The sequence below is a fragment of the Hydrogenophaga sp. genome (assembly GCF_030373225.1).
GTDB lineage: Bacteria > Pseudomonadota > Gammaproteobacteria > Burkholderiales > Burkholderiaceae_C > Hydrogenophaga.
Genome location: NZ_JAUCZG010000014.1, coordinates 1 through 17,259, shown reverse-complemented (window position 1 = coordinate 17,259; position 17,259 = coordinate 1). Strand labels below are relative to the sequence as shown.

15 protein-coding genes are annotated in these 17,259 nt (G+C 65.9%); 2 read left to right on the top strand and 13 right to left on the bottom strand.

Annotated features, from left to right (window positions below):
* Positions 1-74: 74 nt before the first annotated feature.
* From QUV35_RS09700 to QUV35_RS09690, 3 genes are all read right to left on the bottom strand, one after another.
* Complete coding sequence (locus QUV35_RS09700; protein ID WP_300873146.1) at positions 75-929, bottom strand: enoyl-CoA hydratase family protein; 855 nt, start codon at positions 927-929, stop codon at positions 75-77.
* A complete protein-coding gene (locus tag QUV35_RS09695; RefSeq protein WP_300873295.1) occupies positions 926-1,405 on the bottom strand; it encodes a MarR family transcriptional regulator in 480 nt (159 codons plus the stop codon). Before QUV35_RS09695 ends, QUV35_RS09700 begins: the two co-directional genes overlap by 4 nt.
* A gap of 197 nt (positions 1,406-1,602) precedes the next feature.
* Complete coding sequence (locus QUV35_RS09690) at positions 1,603-4,221, bottom strand: bifunctional salicylyl-CoA 5-hydroxylase/oxidoreductase (RefSeq protein WP_300873144.1); 2,619 nt, start codon at positions 4,219-4,221, stop codon at positions 1,603-1,605.
* A gap of 121 nt (positions 4,222-4,342) precedes the next feature.
* Between QUV35_RS09690 and QUV35_RS09685 the strand changes: the two genes are divergently transcribed.
* On the top strand, positions 4,343-4,669 hold the full coding sequence (locus QUV35_RS09685) for a DUF1840 domain-containing protein (RefSeq protein WP_300873142.1): 327 nt from the start codon (positions 4,343-4,345) through the stop codon (positions 4,667-4,669).
* 235 nt (positions 4,670-4,904) lie between these two features.
* Here the strand turns inward: QUV35_RS09685 and QUV35_RS09680 are convergent, their stop codons facing one another.
* The 10 genes from QUV35_RS09680 to QUV35_RS09635 all read right to left on the bottom strand — a co-directional run bounded on the left by QUV35_RS09680 (position 4,905) and on the right by QUV35_RS09635 (position 16,300).
* A complete protein-coding gene (locus QUV35_RS09680) occupies positions 4,905-5,897 on the bottom strand; it encodes a tripartite tricarboxylate transporter substrate binding protein (protein WP_300873140.1) in 993 nt (330 codons plus the stop codon).
* The gene (locus QUV35_RS09675) at positions 5,894-6,265 is read right to left on the bottom strand and encodes a hypothetical protein (RefSeq protein ID WP_300873138.1); all 372 of its coding nucleotides are present in this window, start codon (positions 6,263-6,265) and stop codon (positions 5,894-5,896) included. The genes QUV35_RS09680 and QUV35_RS09675 overlap by 4 nt, the downstream gene beginning before the upstream one ends.
* 126 nt (positions 6,266-6,391) lie before the next feature.
* Positions 6,392-7,375, bottom strand: coding sequence for a tripartite tricarboxylate transporter substrate-binding protein (locus QUV35_RS09670; protein WP_300873136.1), 984 nt, complete (start codon positions 7,373-7,375; stop codon positions 6,392-6,394).
* Between the two features lie 160 nt (positions 7,376-7,535).
* Entirely contained in the window at positions 7,536-8,789 is a 1,254-nt protein-coding gene (locus QUV35_RS09665) for an AMP-binding protein (protein WP_300873134.1), read from the bottom strand.
* A gap of 112 nt (positions 8,790-8,901) precedes the next feature.
* Positions 8,902-9,714, bottom strand: coding sequence for an ABC transporter ATP-binding protein (locus QUV35_RS09660; RefSeq protein WP_300873132.1), 813 nt, complete (start codon positions 9,712-9,714; stop codon positions 8,902-8,904).
* A gap of 208 nt (positions 9,715-9,922) precedes the next feature.
* A complete protein-coding gene (locus QUV35_RS09655; RefSeq protein ID WP_300873130.1) occupies positions 9,923-11,260 on the bottom strand; it encodes an ABC transporter substrate-binding protein in 1,338 nt (445 codons plus the stop codon).
* A gap of 87 nt (positions 11,261-11,347) precedes the next feature.
* Positions 11,348-12,424 carry a branched-chain amino acid ABC transporter permease gene (locus tag QUV35_RS09650; RefSeq protein WP_300873128.1) on the bottom strand — a complete coding sequence of 359 codons (1,077 nt, stop codon included), beginning with the start codon at positions 12,422-12,424 and terminating at the stop codon, positions 11,348-11,350.
* A 36-nt stretch (positions 12,425-12,460) separates the two neighbouring features.
* The gene (locus QUV35_RS09645) at positions 12,461-13,390 is read right to left on the bottom strand and encodes a branched-chain amino acid ABC transporter permease (RefSeq protein ID WP_300873126.1); all 930 of its coding nucleotides are present in this window, start codon (positions 13,388-13,390) and stop codon (positions 12,461-12,463) included.
* A 158-nt stretch (positions 13,391-13,548) separates the two neighbouring features.
* Positions 13,549-14,343, bottom strand: coding sequence for an ABC transporter ATP-binding protein (locus QUV35_RS09640; protein WP_300873124.1), 795 nt, complete (start codon positions 14,341-14,343; stop codon positions 13,549-13,551).
* Positions 14,344-14,353: 10 nt separating this feature from the next.
* The gene (locus QUV35_RS09635; protein ID WP_300873123.1) at positions 14,354-16,300 is read right to left on the bottom strand and encodes an AMP-binding protein; all 1,947 of its coding nucleotides are present in this window, start codon (positions 16,298-16,300) and stop codon (positions 14,354-14,356) included.
* Positions 16,301-16,473: 173 nt separating this feature from the next.
* Between QUV35_RS09635 and QUV35_RS09630 the strand changes: the two genes are divergently transcribed.
* Complete coding sequence (locus QUV35_RS09630; protein WP_300873121.1) at positions 16,474-17,208, top strand: Crp/Fnr family transcriptional regulator; 735 nt, start codon at positions 16,474-16,476, stop codon at positions 17,206-17,208.
* The last annotated feature ends 51 nt before the right edge of the window (positions 17,209-17,259 follow it).

Genomic DNA, 17,259 nt, shown 5'->3' with positions numbered 1-17,259 from the left:
GCTGGTCAAGGGGCGCTGTCGAAGTGCGCGGGAAGGGCTTCGACAGGCTCAGCCCGAACGGATGTTGCTTCATTTCAATCTCCCTCGAACACAGGACGCTGCTTCGCGGCGAACGCCTCGTAGGCGCGTTTGAAATCCTGCGTCTGCATGCAGATGGCCTGAGCCTGCGCTTCGGCTTCGATGGCCTGGTCCAGCGTCATGGCCCATTCCTGGTGCAGCATGGTCTTGGTCATGCCGTGCGCGAAGGTTGGTCCTTGCGCGAGTTGAGCGGCGAGCTTGTGCGCGGCGGGCAGCAGCGCGGCGTTCTCGTGCAGCGTGTTGAAGAAGCCCCAGGCGTGGCCTTCTTGCGCCGTCATGGCGCGCCCGGTGAACAGCAGTTCGCTGGCGCGGCCCTGGCCGATCATGCGCGGCAGCAAGGCGCAGGCACCCATGTCGGCACCGGCCAGGCCCACGCGGGTGAAGAGAAAAGCCACGGTCGCCTGCGGTGTGCCCAGGCGCAGGTCAGCGGCCAGGGCCATCATCGCGCCGGCGCCGGCGCAAACGCCGTCGAGCGCCGCCACGATGGGCTGCGGGCAGGCGCGCATCGCGCTCACCAGTGCGCCGGTCATTCGGGTGAAGGCCAGCAGCTCGGGCATGCTCATCTTCGTGAGCGGTCCGATGATTTCGTGCACATCGCCGCCCGAGCAGAAGTTGTCACCCGCGCCGGTGAGCACCACCGCGCGGATGTCGGTGCTTTTTTGCAGCGCCACAAACCAGTCGCGCAACTCGGCGTAGGAGTCGAACGTCAGCGGGTTCTTGCGCTCGGGCCGGTTGAGCGTGACGGTGGCCACGCCTTCGTTCACGCTGAGCGCGAAATGGCCGGGGCGGGCGTTGGCCATGGCGGTGTATTGGCCGCGCATGGGGTTGTGGTCGGGGATGGGGTGTTTCATTCTTCGATGCGCTGATTGATGTCGAGTTGATGGGCCTTCACCTTGCCCAGCAGTTTGTGCAGGCTCTCCAGATCGCGCGGACTCAGACCTTCGAAGGCGTCCACGATCCACTGTTCGTGCTGGCGCGCCATCTCGACAAAGGTGGCGCGGCCGTGCTCGGTCAGCGCCACGCGAAATGCACGGCGGTCGCCGTCCACATCGAGCCGCTCCACCAGGCCTTCGTTGACCAGCTGGTCGGTGATGCCGGTGACGTTGCCACCGGTGACCATGAGCCGGTGCGACAGCTCCTTCATCTTCAACCCCTCGGGGTGGCGCTCCAGCTGGGCCATGAGGTCGAAGCGCGGCAGCGTGGTGTCGAACTGCTCGCGCAGGCCGGTGCGCACGCGTTTTTCGATCAGCTGCGAGCAGGTGAGCAGGCGCAGCCACAAACGCAGTTCCTGTGCGTGTTCGCTGTGGGCCCTTGCTTCCAGATCCAGCAGGCCCCCACGCTCCCCCGCTTCGCGAGGTCCGCTGCCCCCCGGGGGGGCTGAGCCTGCCTTGGGGCGGCCCGGCGGCTGGGCCTCGGAGCCCCCACGCTCCCCCGCTTCGCGAGGTCCGCTGCCCCCCGAGGGGGCTGAGCCTGCCTTGGGGCGGCCCGGCGGCTGGCTCGGGCTCTTGCTTGCTCCGTTGATGTTCATGGCTTGTCGCTGATGTTGAGGGCGTTCAATCGGGCCGTTTCGCGGTAGAGCTGGTCCCGCCCGCTTTCGTAGGGGCGTGGCCATTGCAGGGCGCGTGTCTGCAGCCTGGCGGCCTCGTGCAGTGTCCAGGCCGGGTTGGCCAGGTGGGGGCGGGCCACGGCGCAGAGGTCGGCGCGGCCGGCGGCGATGATGCTGTTGGCGTGGTCGGCTTCGCTGATCGCACCCACCGCCATGGTGAGGATGCCGGCCTCGTTGCGCACCCGGTCGGCGAACGGTGTCTGGTACATGCGGCCGTACACCGGCTTGGCCGCGCGCGTGGTCTGGCCAGAGGACACGTCGATCACGTCGCAGCCGGCGGCCTTGAACAGCCGCGCCATCGCCACTGCGTCGTCCGGGGTGTTGCCGCCGGGCGCCCAGTCGTGCGCCGAGATGCGCACGCTCATGGGCCGATCCGCCGGCCACGCGGCGCGCACCGCGGTGAACACCTCCAGCGGATAGCGGCAGCGGTTGGCCAGCGTGCCGCCGTATTCGTCGGTGCGTTGGTTGGTCAGCGGGCAGATGAAGGCCGAGAGCAGGTAGCCGTGGGCCGCGTGCAATTCAAGCCAGTCGAAGCCGGCGGCAGCGGCACGCTTCGTCGACTCGACGAAGGCGGCGGTGAGCGCGTCCATGTCGGCGCGGGTCATGGCGCGGGGCACCTGGTTCTGCTCGCCATACGGCACGGCGCTGGCCGAGATCACGGGCCAGTTGCCGGTCGCCAGCGGCTCGTCGATGCGTTCCCAGCCGAGCTGTGTGGAACCCTTGGGCCCGCTGTGGCCGAGCTGGATGCCGATGTGCGCCTGCTGGCTGTGGCTGAAGTCCACGATGCGCTGGAAGCCGGCTTGCTGCGCGTCGTTCCACAAGCCGGGGCAGCCGGGTGTGATGCGACCCTCCGGCGTGGGGCTGGTCATCTCCACCATCACCAGCGCCGCACCACCGAGCGCGCGCGCGCCCAGGTGCACCAGGTGGTAGTCGCCCACCACCCCGTCCACCGCGCTGTACTGCGCCATGGGCGAGACCACGATGCGGTTTTTCAGCGTCAGTCCGCGCACCGTGAGCGGCAGCAGCATCGGCGGTGTGGGGTGTTGGCCCCCACGCTCCGCCGCTGCGCGGGTCGCTGCCCCCCGGGGGGGCTGATCCGGCTTGGGGCGGCCCGGCGCCGGATCGTTCTCGCCCCCACGCTGCGCCGCTGCGCGGGTCGCTGCCCCCCGGGGGGGCTGATCCGGCTTGGGGCGGCCCGGCGCCGGATCGTTCTCGCCCCCACGCTGCGCCGCTGCGCCAGGGCTGAAACGCGCCAGCCACGACTCGTAGCCTTCGAGCCAACCCGCATCGCGCAGGCGCAGGTTTTCATGGCTGATGCGCTGGCTGCGCGTGAGCAGCGAGTAGGCGAACTGCTCCACCTCCATGCCGCTGTAGCGCTCCACGTTCTCGAACCACTCGGTCGAGTTGCGCGCGGCATTCTGGATCTTGAGCACCTCGACACTTCGGCGTGCTTCGTAGCCACGCAGCACTTCGTCCACATCGGCATTCGCGTGGCGCGTGAATTCGTTGGCCAGGTCGATCGCGTCTTCCAGTGCGAGCTTGGTGCCGCTGCCGATGGAGAAGTGCGCGGTGTGGGCGGCGTCTCCCATGAGCACCACTGGTATGCGCTTTGCCGCGCGATCCGGCGCCGGGCCGCCCCAAGCCGGATCAGCCCCCTCGGGGGGCAGCGACCCGCGCAGCGGTGGAGCGTGGGGGTCAGGAATGTCAACCCGGTGCACCCATGTCTTGCAGATCACGCGCGGAAAGCGGATCCAGTTGGCCGAGCCCCGCAGATGCTGCGCATTGCTGATGAGGGCGTGGCCTTCCAGCCGGTCGGCAAAAAGCCTTTCGCAGAACGCCACGCCTTCGGCCTGATCCATCCGGTCGATGCCGTGGGCCTTCCACACCGCTTCGGGCGTCTCCACGATGAAGGTCGATGTGTCGCTGTCGAACTTGTAGGCGTGCGCCTGGAACCAGCCGTGTTCGGTCTGCACGAAGTCGAAGGTGAAGGCGTCGAAGGTCTTTTTTGTGCCGAGCCAGACAAAGCGGCATTCGCGGGTGTCGATGTCGGGCTGGAAGGTGTCGGCGTAGCGGGTGCGAATGCGGCTGTTGAGGCCGTCACTGGCGATCACCAGGTCTGCGTCGTACTGCGCAGCCAGCGCCTGGTCGTCTGCCACATCGGTCTCGAAGACCAGGTTGACGCCCAGCGCCAGGCAGCGTTCCTGCAGGATGTTGAGCAGCTTCTTGCGTCCGATGCCGCAAAAACCATGTCCGCCCGAGCGCACGCGGCCGCCCTTGTAGAAGACCTCGATGTCGTCCCAGTGGTTGAAGGCGTCGCCGATCAGCTGCGCGCTCTCGGGGTCGGCGGCCTGCAGATTGCCCAGGGTCTGGTCGGAGAACACCACGCCCCAGCCGAAGGTGTCGAACGGGCGGTTGCGCTCGACCACGGTGACCGTGAGAGACGGATCGCGGCGCTTCATCAGCAGCGCGAAATACAGCCCCGCCGGGCCGCCACCAATGCACAGGATCCGTTGGAGAGGCGAGTCTGGAGTGTTCATGTCTAATTAGTTTATACTTGAATTATTCAGCTTCAATCGGGTTTACCCGCATGGTCTTTGTACCCATGCCCGTATGGAGTACTTTTGGTGCAACAATGAACCATAGGCGAAGGAGGCCAACATGTCCCTGTACCGATTCAAATCCCGCGAAACTGGCGATCTGGTGATGCTGGAACAGCACGGCAAACGCCTGCTGGAAATCCTGAGCAAGGACCCATCGGGTCCGGGCGTGGTGATGCACCAGCAGATGCCTGCTGCCATTCAGGCGATCCGCGATGCGATCGTGCTCGAAGAGGCCGATCAGAAGAGACAGATCGAAGAGGCCGCCGCGCGCGGCGACGTGCCGCCGGCGTTCGATCAGGTGAGCCTGCGCATGCGCAGCGCCCCCTTCATCGAGATGCTCCAGCGCTGCGAACAGGCGGGCGTGGAGATCACCTGGGGGGTCTAGAGGAAGCACCCCCCGCGTCGCCTGCGGCGCCACCCCCCTCTCTCGCCTGCGGCGAGAGGGGGGCGACACCTGGGGCCGGCGGAGCCGGACCCGCGGTGTCCCTGGCTTGGGACACGCGCGCCGGGGCGCGATGCCTTCACCAAGAGATGCCACGGAACCGGCTCCGCCGGGCCGCAGGCATCGCCCCCTTTCAGGGGGTCGCGCGAAGCGCGGCGGAGCGTGGGGGCCAGTCCCTTCAATCGACTCTCGCGCCGGATGCCTTCACCACGGGCGCCCACTTCGCGATTTCGGCCTCGATCAACTTGCCGAACTCCTGCGGCGTGTTGCCGCTGGGAATGGCGCCTTGCGCCACCAGCCGTTCTTTGACAGCCGGCAGGCTCAGTGCCCTGGCGGTCTCCTGCTGCAGGCGGTTCACGATCTCGGCGGGAGTACCGGCCGGAGCGAGCAGGCCAAACCAGGAGCTGGCTTCAAAGCCCGCGAGAGCGCCGGCCTCGGCGACCGTGGGCGTGTCGGGCAGCGCGCTCGAGCGCACGGCGCTGGTCACGGCAAAGGCCTTCAAGCCACCCGACTGGATGTGCGGCATCGCCGAAGGCAGGTTGTCGAACATCACGTCCATGGCGCCGCCGAGCATGTCGGTCATGGCCGGGCCGGAGCCGCGGTAGGGAATGTGCGTCATGAAGATTCCGGTGCGCGACTTGAACAGTTCGCCCGCGAGGTGGATCGAGGTGCCGTTGCCACTGGACGCCATGTTGAGCTTGCCCGGGTTGGCCTTGGCGTGGCGAACGAAGTCGGCCACGCTGTTGATGCCCAGCTCCTGCGCGCGCTTGGTGTTCATCACCATCACGTTGGGCACGCCTGCAACCAGGGTGATGGGTGCGAAGTCCTTTTGCGGGTCGTAGGGCAGTTTCGAATACAGCGACTTGTTGATGCCGTGCGTGCCCACGGTGCCCATGAGCAGCGTGTAGCCGTCATTGGGAGCCTTGGCGACCACATCGGCGCCGATGTTGCCGCCGGCGCCGGCGCGGTTTTCCACCACCACGGGTTGGCCCAGGGCCTTGGTCAGTTCGGGGGCGAGCGTGCGGGCCAGGATGTCGGTGGTGCCGCCGGGCGCGAACGGCACCACGATGCGGATCGGTTTGCTCGGCCAGGCGGCTTGCGCGGCGACCAGACCGGGGAGGGCGGTGGCAGCAACGGCCACGGCAATGAGGGTGCGACGGTAAAGGTTCATGGTTGTCTCCGGCTCAGGTTGTCGACTTGCGGTTGCAGGGCTTCGTGGGTGCGAATGCCCAGCGCCTGCGCCGCGGTGTTGGCGTGGCTGACCACGCCGTGGCTCAATGTACTGGCTGCCTGCCCGATGCGCGCACTCGTGTGCGACACCGCGCATGCAGCAAGGCCATGCGATTGCAGAAACGCCAGGCCGGCGATGCCTGCGTCGTCCAGGCCCACGCCCGCATCGTTGAAGACCGAGAGCAGCGGACGCGCCGCCAGTGCGTAGCGCGCCGAACTCAAGCCCCCGTGCGAGCCGCTCAACGCAATGCAGCCCGCGTCGGCGGGCTGCAGTTCGGTGATGGAGTCCACCACCCGGATCGAGATCATGGGGTCCCGTTGTCTGGTCGGCGCGCGCGTCTCAACCCGGCGGATGCCGTGGAACCGGCTTTGCCGGGCCACAGGCATCGTCCCCTCGAGGGGACGGCGCAGAGCGCCGCAGGGGTGTTCGGCCGTTCAGTCTGCGAACTGGCCGGCAGCGTCGATGGCGGTCTTGAGCTTGGTGATCTCGCCGGCCACGAAGGCCTTGTGGCCAGCCGGCGTCACGCGGGCATCCTTGACGACGATGGCGCCCAGGTCTTCCTGGCTCTTGATGAAGGCGGGGTCCTTCAGGGCCGCCTGCAGCGCCTCGTTCAGGCGCTTGGTGACTTCGGGGGGCGTGCCCTTGGGGGCGTACAGGCCGTGCCAGATGGTCAGGTTGAAGTCCTTGAGACCCATTTCCTGCAGGGACGGGTAGTCCTTGAGCAGCTTGTGGTTCGACAGGGGCTTGGCCGTGGTCACGGCAAAGGCCTTCACACGGCCGGCTTCGATCTGCGAAGTGGTGTTGGTGGTCTGGTCGCACATCACGTCCACCTGGCCGCCGATCAGGTCGTTCATGGCCGGGCCGGTGCCGCGGTAGGCGATCGTGGTCATGGATTTGTCGAGCTTGACCGCCGACTGCCACATCAGGCCGCAGATGTGCGAAGCGGAACCCAGACCGGCGTGGGCCAGGTTGAGCTTGCCGCCGTTGGCGCGGATGTAGGCCTCGAAGTCGCGGTAGGTGTTGGCGGGCAGCTTGGGCGAGCCCAGCAAGGTCATGGGCACGTCGTTGATCATGCCCAGGTACTCGAAATCTTCCAGCGGCTTGAACTGCTGCTTGCGGTACAGGCTGGTGGTGGCGGCCATGCCGATGTGCCAGACCAGCAGGGTGTAGCCGTCGGGTGTGGCGCGGGCCACCTTGGTGCCTGCAATGGTGCCGCCGGCGCCGGCTGCGTTCTCCACCACGATGTTGGCGCCACCCAGGGGCCCGCGCATGGCTTCGGCCAGTCGGCGCGCCACCAGGTCGGTGGGGCCGCCGGCGGCGAAAGGCACCACCAGGGTGACGGGTTTGGCGGGGAAGGCCTGCGCCGAAGCGCCGGCCGAAACCGTGGCCGCCAGGGCGAGAACAAGCAGTTTTTTCATCAAGGATCTCCAGCAGGTTTAAGGGAACCCCCGGATGGTATCCCCGGCGCAGCAACGGGAAATCGCGGAAATTACTTAGCGGGCGGCGGGGGAAAACCCTCTGCTGCAGTGCAGCCAGAGGCCCCGCCCGACCGGCCCGAACCGTCTCCGCCGGCCAGCGTCACTGGTAGCTGCGCGCGTCCTCGATCACCTTGCCGTCGTTGGGCAGGCTGCCGGGTTGCACCAGCTGCACGGCGCTGCGCAGCTTGGTGATGTCCCGCACCGCGGTTTCGATCTGGCCCCGCAGGCTGTCGTCGGCGTCGCTGGCTTCGACGTGCAGGCACATCTGGTCGTTGGCCATTTCGCCGCTGATCACCAAGCGCGCCTTGTGCACCTGCGGAAAGCGCCGTGCGATGTCGGCCACCTGCGAGGCGTGCACAAACATGCCGCGCACCTTGGTGGTCTGGTCGGCGCGACCCATCCACCCCTTGATGCGCTGGGCGGTGCGGCCAGTGGGGCAGGTGCCGCCGAGCACCGCCGACAGGTCACCGGTGCCGAAGCGGATCAGCGGGTAGGCCGCGTTGAGCGTGGTCACCACGAGTTCTCCGACCTCGCCCTCGGGCACCGGGTCGCCGGTGCCGGGGCGCACGATCTCCACGATCACCCCTTCATCGAGCACCAGGCCTTCGCGCGCCGGGGTCTCGTAGGCCACCAGGCCCAGATCGGCCGTGGCGTAGGTCTGGTACACGTCCAGGCCCTGTGTCTTGAACCAGGCGGTGAGGCTGGGCGGGCAGGCTTCGCCTCCCACCGATGCCTTGGTGATGCTGCCGATGTCGGTGCCCGCTTCGCGTGCCTTTTCCAGCAGGATGCGCAGGAAGCTCGGCGTGCCGGTGTAGGCGGTCGGCTTGAGGTCGACGATGGCTTCGAGCTGTTGTTCGGTCTGCCCCGTGCCGGCCGGGAAGACGGTACAACCCACGGCGTGGGCGCCCGACTCCAGGATGAACGCGCCGGGCGTCATGTGGTAGCTGAAGCTGTTGTGCACCAGCTCGCCGGCTCGAAAGCCCGCAGCGAAGAGTGCCCGGCCGGTGCGCCAGTAATCGCGCGCCGCGCCTTCGGGTTCGTAGATCGGCCCTGGGCTGGCAAACACGCGCGACATGGCCGGGCCACGCACCAGCGCGGCGAAGCCACCAAAAGCATCACCGCCCTGCGCCCGCGACGCCTTCTGGCGCTCCAGCAGCTCGCCCTTGCGTGTCACCGGCAAGCGGGCCAGCGCCGCGCGGCTCTTGATGCTGGCGGCGTCCACGCCTTTCAGGATCTCGGCAAACGCAGCGCTGTGGCGTTGTGCATGGGCAATCTGCGCGGGCAACGCCGCCATCTGCTCGGTCTCGCGCTGATCGCAAGTCCGGGTTTCAAGAGCGTCGAAAAACTCGTTCATCGCCATTCCAGTTGAGAGAAGTGTCTGTTTGAGAAACACCGCAGATCCGGCTTTGCCGGTCCGCAGGTGTTGCCCCCTCGAGGGGGTGACGCGCCGAAGGCGCGGGGGGGAGTCAGGCAAGCCACCTTTTTCTCCGCTTGTAGCTTTTCACGTCCTTGAAACTCTTGCGCTCCCCGCCGCCCATGCCGAGGTAGAACTCCTTGACGTCCTCGTTGTTGCGCAGGTCGCTGGCCAGGCCATCCATCACGATGCGGCCCGACTCCATGATGTAGCCGTAGTCGGCATATTTCAGCGCCATGTTGGTGTTCTGCTCGGCCAGCAGGAAGGTGACCTTTTCCTTCTGGTTCAGGTCTTTCACGATCTCGAACACCTCTTCGACGATCTGCGGCGCCAGGCCCATGGAGGGCTCGTCGAGCAGCATCACGCTGGGATTGGTCATCAGCGCCCGGCCGATGGCGCACATCTGCTGCTCGCCGCCCGAGGTGTAGGCGGCCTGGCTGGTGCGCCGCGTCTTCAGGCGCGGAAAGTAGTTGTAGACCTTCTCCAGGTTGCGCGCGATCTCGGCCTTGTCCTTGCGGGTGTAGGAGCCGGTCATGAGGTTTTCCTCGATGGTCAGGTGGGCGAAGCAGTGCCGACCTTCCATCACCTGCACCACGCCGCGGTGCACCAGGTCGGAGGTGCTGAGGTTCTCGATGCGTTCGCCGCGCAGCTCGATGCTGCCCTTGGTGACCTCGCCCCGCTCGGCCTTCAGGAGGTTGGAGATGGCGCGCAGCGTGGTGGTCTTGCCGGCGCCGTTGCCGCCGAGCACCGCGGCGATCTTGCCCTCGGGCACGTTGAGCGAGACGCCCTTGAGCACCAGGATCACGTGGTTGTAGATGACCTCGATGCCGTTGACGTTGAGAACGATGTTGGGAGTGGTGCTCATGGTGTTTCCTCGTGAACCATTCACAAGACACGGCGCGCCGGTCTTGTGGATGGCGGCTGAAGTCAGCCGCCGAGACCCGCCGCGAACGAGGTGACCCATCAAGGGACACCGCGGAACCGGCTTTGCCGGGCCGCAAGTGTCGCCCCCTGGAGGGGGTCGCGCGAAGCGCGGCGGGGGTGGGTCAAGCCTTGCGGCGGGGGGTGTTACCTCAAGACTGGCAGTCGGACGGTGCGCGACGCGTCAGCTTCTTCTCGGCGGCGTACTTGTCGGCAGCTGCCTTGACCATGGGCTTGATGATCTGCTCGTCACCCTGGTACCAGTCGCTGCTGAACTCCCACTTGGTGCCGCTCCACGTGTGGATGCGGGCCCAGGCGGCGCCCATGTGGTCCTGGCAGCTGGTGGAGATGGGGCGCATCACGCCCTTGAAGCCCAGCGCGTCGAGCTTGGCTTGCGTCAGGTTCAGGTTCTCGAAGCCCCAACGCGCCTGCTCGCCGGTCACAACCTTGCCCTTGCCGTACTTTTCCTGCGCCTGGCGCACGCCCTCGACGGCGAACATGGCGCTGATCAGCCCGCGCATGTAGAGCACCTCGCCCACTTCGTCCCTGGGGCCGGTGCCCTGGTTCTTGTCGTGCAACTTGGCCAGGATTTCCTTCACGACGGCGGCGCCTTTTTCGGTGCCGTGCTGCATCGTGATGGCGTTGTAGCCCTTGGCGCCCATGCCCACGTCTTTCACGTCAGGCTCGGCACCGGCCCACCACACGCCGTAGATCTTCTCGCGCGGGTAACCGGTGGCCTGTGCTTCCTTGAGCAGGGTGGAGTTCATCACGCCCCAGCCCCAGTTGATGACGAAATCGGGGCGGTCGCGACGGATCTGCAACCAGGTGGCTTTCTGCTCCACGCCCGGGTGGGTGACCGGCAGCAGGCTCAGCTGGAAACCGTGCATGGCCGCGCGTTCCTGCAGCAGCGGAATGGGTTCCTTGCCGAACGGGCTGTCGTGGTAGACCAGCGCGATCTTCTTGCCCTTGAGCTTGTCGTAGCCGCCTTCCTTCTTGGCGATGTGCTGGATCAGCACGTCGGCCGCCACCCAGTAGGTGCCGGCAATCGGGAAGTTCCACTTGAACACGCCGCCGTCGGCCGATTCGCTGCGGCCATAACCGGCGGTGATCAGCGGGATCTTGTCGACGGGCGCCTTCTCGGTGAGCGCGAAGGTGATGCCGGTGGACAGCGGCTGGAACACCGTGGCGCCGCCGTTCTTGCCCTTCAGGCGCTCATAGCACTCCACGCCCCGGTCGGTTGCGTAGCCGGTCTCGCATTCTTCAAAGGACACCTGCACGCCGTTGATGCCGCCGCGCGCATTGGTGAGCTTGAGGTAGTCGGCATAGCCGTTCGCAAAGGGCACGCCATTGGGCGCATAGGCGCCTGTGCGGTACACGAGCGAGGGGAAGAATTGTTCCTTGGCTTGCGCCATGGCGCTCGGTGCCACCAGCGCAGCGGACACACCCGCGCATGCGATGGACGCGGACAGAACCAGATTTCGCAGTTTCATCTCTTGTCTCCTAGTAAAAATCAAACACAGACCAACACAACACTCACGATGACCCTTGGATGCCGGACGGCCAGCGCCGTTCCGGACTCAGTGCGGAAAGGGCCAGAGCCGCAACTTCTGTTTGGCGATGCTCCACAGCTTGGCCAGGCCGTGCGGCTCGACGATGAGGAACCAGACGATGAGCGCGCCGAAAATCATGAACTCGGTGTGGGAGATGGCCGCGGTGGAGATCTCCACGCCGACCAGCGCGCCCACGGCGGGCAGGAACTGGTTGAGGAAGATGGGCAGCACGACGATGAACGCGGCACCGAAGAAACTCCCCATGATCGAGCCCATGCCCCCGATGATCACCATGAACAGCAACTGAAAGCTGCGGTCGATGGAGAAGGCCGCCGGCTCCCACGAGCCCAGGTGCACGAAGCCCCACAGGCCACCGGCCACGCCGATGATGAAGCTGCTGACCGCAAAGGCGCTGAGCTTGGCGTACATGGGGCGGATGCCGATGACCGCAGCGGCCACGTCCATGTCGCGAATGGCCATCCACTCGCGGCCGATCCCCGATCGCACGAGGTTCTTGGCCAGCAGGGCAAAGACCACCAGAAAGCCCAGGCAGAAGAGGTACTTTTCGGCCGGGGTGTTGATGGTCCAGCCCAGCACGCTGAGGTTGGACACCGAGACCGAACCCGAAGCGGTGTTGTTGGTGAACCAGCCGATGCGCAGGAACGCCCAGTCGCAGAAGAACTGGGCGGCCAGCGTGGCCACCGCCAGGTACAGCCCCTTGACGCGCAGGCTGGGAATGCCGAAGAACATGCCCACCAAAGTGGCGAAGAAGCCGCCCGAGAGCAGGGCGATGATCAGCGGCATGCCGTCGATGCGCACATAGGTGTTGTAGGCCATGTAGGCGCCGACCGCCATGAAGGCGCCCGAGCCCAGGCTGATCTGTCCGCAGTAGCCCACCAGGATGTTCACGCCCAGCGCAGCCAGCGCCAGGATCAGGAAGGGGATCAGGATGGCGCGGAACATGTATTCGTCAACCAGCAGCGGCACGCCGATGAAGGCAAACGCGATGAAGGCGAGGATGACCCAGCGGTCCTGCGCGATCGGGAAGATCTGCTGGTCGGTGCGGTAGGAGGTCTTGAATTGACCGTTTTCTCGGTAGAACATGGTGCGTGCCCTTTCTGTGTTGTTCTTGTGGTGGGGTCAGACGCGGTCGATGATCTTTTCGCCGAACAAGCCCTGAGGCCGGAAGAGCAGGAACACAAGGGCCAGCACATACGCAAACCAGATCTCGATGCCCCCGCCCACATAGGGGCCGAGGTAAACCTCGGAGAGCTTCTCGCCCACGCCGATGATCAGGCCGCCGATGATGGCGCCGGGCACCGAGGTGAGGCCGCCCAGGATGATCACGGGCAGGGCGCGCAGGGCCACGGTGGTCAGCGAGAACTGCACGCCGAGCTTGGAGCCCCAGATGATGCCGGCCACCAGCGCGGTGATGCCGGCCACGAACCAGACGATGACCCAGATGCGGTTGAGCGGAATGCCGATGCTCTGTGCGGCCTGGTGGTCGTCGGCCACGGCGCGCAGGGCGCGCCCGGTGGATGTCTTCTGGAAGAACAGCGACAGCACCATCACCAGCAACGCGGCCACGCAGGCGGCATAGACGTCTTCGAGGTTGACCAGCACGCCACCTTCGAACACCCCCTCGAACAGGAAGATCGGGTCCTTGGGCATGCCGACATCGATCTGGTAGATGTCGGAGCCGAAGATGGTCTGGCCCAGGCCATCGAGGAAGTAGGTGATGCCCAGCGTGGCCATGAGCAAGGTCACACCTTCCTGGTTGACCAGGTGGCGCAACACCAGGCGCTCGATCAGCCAGGCCAGCACGAACATGAGGGCGCCGGCCATCACGAAAGCGATCAGGTTGCCCAGGAACTTGTCTTCGATGCCCAGCCAGCCGGGGATCCAGCCGGAGAAGCGGGCCATGGCGAGCGCGGCGAACAGCACCATGGCGCCCTGCGCGAAGTTGAAGACGCCCGAGGCCTTGTAGATGAGCACGAAGCCCAGCGCCACCAGCGAATAGAGCATGCCGGCCATCAGGCCGCCGAGAAGAGCTTCAAGGAAAAATGCCATGACTTATCTCCCCCCCGTTGCTTGCTCACTGCGTGTAGCCGCATCCCCCCTCCAGGGGGCGATGTCTGTGGCCCGGCAAAGCCGGTTCCACGACATCCCTGGGCGAGGCTTCTTCATGCAATGGTTTGTGGTGTTCTGCTGCATGGTTGTCAGGTCCATCAATGGGAGGTGCCGAGGTAGGCGCTGATCACCTCCTCGTTGTTGCGGACTTCTTCGGGCGTGCCGTCGCCGATCTTCTTGCCGTAGTCGAGCACCACCACGCGGTCGGAGATGTCCATCACCACGCCCATGTCGTGCTCGATCAGCACGATGGTGGTGCCGAACTCGTCGTTCACATCCAGGATGAAGCGGCTCATGTCCTGCTTCTCCTCGAGGTTCATGCCGGCCATGGGTTCGTCCAGCAGCAACACCTGGGGCTCCATCGCCAGCGCGCGGCCGAGGTCGACGCGCTTTTGCAGACCGTAGGGCAGGGTGCCCACGGGGGTCTTGCGAAAGGCCTGGATCTCCAGGAAGTCGATGATGTGTTCGACGAATTCGCGGTTGGCCTCTTCTTCCTTCTGCGCCCCACCGATGCCGAAAGGGTTGCGGAACGCCTGCGCGAAGATGTTGCTTTTGATGCGCAGGTTGCGCCCGGTCATGATGTTGTCGATCACGCTCATGCCCTTGAAGAGCGCGAGGTTCTGGAAGGTGCGCGCGATGCCCATCTCGGCCACCTGGCGACTGTTCATGTGCTTGAAGGTCTGGCCCCGGAAGCTGATCGAGCCTTCTTGCGGCTGGTACACGCCGTTGATGCAGTTGAGCATCGAGCTCTTGCCGGCGCCGTTGGGCCCGATGATGGCGCGCACCTCGTGCTCGCGCACGTTGAAGCTGATGTCGGTGAGCGCCTTGACGCCACCGAAGCGAAGGCTGATGTTGTGCACGTCGAGGATGACGTCGCCGATTTTTTTGCTCATGGGATGGTCTTCAGGCTGCGGCTTTCACCGGGGCAAAGGTCTTGGCGTCACCGAGCTTGAGCGTGGCGCTGACCGAGCCGCTGCGCCCGTCCTCGAACTTCACCTGGGTTTCGATGTACTGCTCGGTCTTGCCGCTGTAGAGGGCATCCACCAGCGCGGCATAACGCTCGCTGATGAAACCGCGGCGCACCTTGTTCGTGCGGGTGAGCTCACCGTCGTCGGCGTCGAGCTCCTTGTGCAGCACCAGGAAACGGCTGATCTGGCTGCCGGCGAGCAACTCGTCGCGCGACAGGTCGGCGTTGACCTTTTCCACGCAATCGCGGATGAGTTCGTACACCTCGGGCTTCTGCGCCAGGTCGGTGTAGCCGGCGTAGGAGAGGTTGCGCCGCTCGGCCCAGTTGCCCACGGCCTCGAAGTCGATGTTGAGCATCACGCAGACCCGGTCGCGCTTGTCGCCCAGGGCCACCGCTTCCTTGATGTAGCTGAAGAACTTCAGCTTGTTCTCCACGTACTTGGGCGCGAACATGGCACCGTCGTGTTCGCCGCCCTGGATGCGGCCCACGTCCTTCACCCGGTCGATGATCTTGAGGTGGCCCGAGGCGTCGATGAAGCCGGCGTCGCTGGTGTGGTACCAGCCGTCGGCGGTGAGCACCTCGGCCGTCGCCGTCGGGTTCTTGTAGTAGCCCTTGAGCAGGCCGGGCGACTTCACCAGGATCTCGCCGCTCTCGCTGAGCTTGATCTCGACCCCCTCGCAAGGCACGCCCACGGTGTCGGCGCGCGCTTCGTGGTCGGGCTGCAGGCAGACGAACACGGCGGTTTCGGTGGAGCCGTAGAGCTGTTTCAGGTTGATGCCGATGGAGCGGTAGAAGCTGAAGAGGTCGGGGCCGATGGCCTCGCCGGCGGTGTAGGCCACGCGCACGCGGCTCATGCCGAGGTTGTTGCGCAGCGGGCCGTAGACCAGCCAGTCGCCCAGTCGGTATTTGATGGCGTCCACCAGACCGATGGACTTGCCGTCCATGCGGGTGGGACCGACGCGGCGCGCCACGTCCATGAAGTAATGGAACATGCCGCGCTTGATCGCACCGGCGTCTTCCATGCGGATCATCACGCTGGTGAGCAGGCCTTCAAACACGCGCGGTGGCGCGAAGTAGTAGGTCGGGCCGACCTCCTTCAGGTCGATGGTCACCGTGGCGCCCGATTCGGGGCAGTTCACCACGTAGCCGGCCACCAGCCACTGCGCATAGGAAAAGATGTTCTGCCCGATCCAGGCCGGCGGCATGTAGGCCAGCACCTCGTCGGCGGGTGTGAGCTTGTCGAAACGGGCGCCCACGTCGGCGCGGTTGATCAGCGTGTTGTGCGTGTGCACGACGCCCTTGGGGTTGCCGGTGGTGCCGCTGGTGAAGAACATGGCGGCCACGTCGTCGGGCTGGCAGGCCGCGACCTGGTCCTGAAACAGCTGCGGGTGGACCTTGGCGTGTGCCTGGCCGGCGGCCACCAGTTCTTCCACACCGCCCAACCCGGGTTGGTCGTAGTTGCGCAGGCCGCGCGGATCGTCGTAGTAGATGTTCGAGAGCTGGGGGCACTGCTCGCGGATCTCGAGCATCTTGTCGACCTGTTCCTGGTCTTCCACCACACAAAAACGCACCTCCGCGTTGTTGATCGGGAAGATGCATTCGCCGCCCACCGCGTCCTGGTAGAGCGGGATCGGGATGGCGCCCAGCGACTGGGCCGCCAGCATGGTGGCGTAGAGCCGTGGCCGGTTGGCGCCGATCACCACCATGTGTTCGCCACGCTTGAGGCCGGCCTGGTGCAAGCCGCAGGCCAGGGCTTCGACCAGTCGCGCCATGTCGCTCCAGCGGGTGGTCTGCCAGATGCCGTATTCCTTCTCGCGCATCGCCGGCGCGTCGGGGCGGCGCTGGGCGTGGTCCAGCAGCAGCCGGGGGAACGTTGTTTGCATGTGTGTCTCCTGGGCCGGTCGGTGGCGCCGGCATCCGGATGTCCGTCACAGGACACCCTTCGATGAAAGCGATCGTATGACTTCGTTTGACGTCATGTTGTCGGTACGACGACAATTGCGGGTCATCCCTCCTAGGACTTTCCCCTACGACCCAAGGCCTGGCCACGCCTCCCATGAACCCCTTCACACCCCACCGATCGGGCAGCGGCCTGCGCGACCGTGCCCGCGCGCCAACGGCTGCAGAGCTGGCCGAAATTCCCTGGCTGGAACGCCTGACGCCGGTGGAGCGCGCGCGCGCGGTGGACGCGCTGGTGGTGGGCGAGGCCGACGCGGGGGACTACATCTGCCGCTTTGGCCGACCGGTGACCTACTGGTTCGGTCTGGTGGAAGGCCTGCTCAAGATGGGCAACGACGAGTCGCAGGGACCGGTGGTCACCTTCACCGGGGTGGCGCCCGGTGGCTGGTTTGGCGAGGGCACCCTGCTCAAGCACGAGCAGTACCGCTACAACATCCAGGCGCTGCGCAAGAGCTGCGTGGCAGGCCTGCCGGTGAAGACCTTTGACTGGCTGCTCGATCACTCGCTCGGCTTCAACCGCTTCGTGATGCACCAGCTCAACGAGCGCCTGGGCCAGTTCATCGCCGCGCGCGAGATCGACCGTCTGAACAGCCCGGACCTTCGCGTGGCACGCAACCTCGCATCGCTGTTCCACCCGCTGCTCTCGCCCAACGTGGGCGACGTGCTGCGCATCACGCAGCAGGAACTTGCCTACCTGGTGGGCCTGTCGCGCCAGCGCACCAACGAGGCCCTGACCACGCTGGCGGCCAGGGGCTGGATCCGGGTCGAGTACGGTGGTTTGCGGGTGCTCGATCTGGCGTCCTTGCGTTGCGGCACCCTTGATGAAGCCTAGGTGTGAAGCTTCAATAGGTTGTATCGGGTGTTCACCCGGATTGAGTCTGAG

What these genes read in the sequence shown, in the direction of transcription:
- QUV35_RS09700 (WP_300873146.1), bottom strand. Translation starts at nt 929, where the DNA reads ATGAAACACCCCATCCCCGACCACAACCCCATGCGCGGCCAATACACC.
- QUV35_RS09690 (WP_300873144.1), bottom strand. Translation starts at nt 4,221, where the DNA reads ATGAACACTCCAGACTCGCCTCTCCAACGGATCCTGTGCATTGGTGGC.
- QUV35_RS09685 (WP_300873142.1), top strand. Translation starts at nt 4,343, where the DNA reads ATGTCCCTGTACCGATTCAAATCCCGCGAAACTGGCGATCTGGTGATG.
- QUV35_RS09680 (WP_300873140.1), bottom strand. Translation starts at nt 5,897, where the DNA reads ATGAACCTTTACCGTCGCACCCTCATTGCCGTGGCCGTTGCTGCCACC.
- QUV35_RS09675 (WP_300873138.1), bottom strand. Translation starts at nt 6,265, where the DNA reads ATGATCTCGATCCGGGTGGTGGACTCCATCACCGAACTGCAGCCCGCC.
- QUV35_RS09670 (WP_300873136.1), bottom strand. Translation starts at nt 7,375, where the DNA reads ATGAAAAAACTGCTTGTTCTCGCCCTGGCGGCCACGGTTTCGGCCGGC.
- QUV35_RS09665 (WP_300873134.1), bottom strand. Translation starts at nt 8,789, where the DNA reads ATGAACGAGTTTTTCGACGCTCTTGAAACCCGGACTTGCGATCAGCGC.
- QUV35_RS09660 (WP_300873132.1), bottom strand. Translation starts at nt 9,714, where the DNA reads ATGAGCACCACTCCCAACATCGTTCTCAACGTCAACGGCATCGAGGTC.
- QUV35_RS09655 (WP_300873130.1), bottom strand. Translation starts at nt 11,260, where the DNA reads ATGAAACTGCGAAATCTGGTTCTGTCCGCGTCCATCGCATGCGCGGGT.
- QUV35_RS09650 (WP_300873128.1), bottom strand. Translation starts at nt 12,424, where the DNA reads ATGTTCTACCGAGAAAACGGTCAATTCAAGACCTCCTACCGCACCGAC.
- QUV35_RS09645 (WP_300873126.1), bottom strand. Translation starts at nt 13,390, where the DNA reads ATGGCATTTTTCCTTGAAGCTCTTCTCGGCGGCCTGATGGCCGGCATG.
- QUV35_RS09640 (WP_300873124.1), bottom strand. Translation starts at nt 14,343, where the DNA reads ATGAGCAAAAAAATCGGCGACGTCATCCTCGACGTGCACAACATCAGC.
- QUV35_RS09635 (WP_300873123.1), bottom strand. Translation starts at nt 16,300, where the DNA reads ATGCAAACAACGTTCCCCCGGCTGCTGCTGGACCACGCCCAGCGCCGC.
- QUV35_RS09630 (WP_300873121.1), top strand. Translation starts at nt 16,474, where the DNA reads ATGAACCCCTTCACACCCCACCGATCGGGCAGCGGCCTGCGCGACCGT.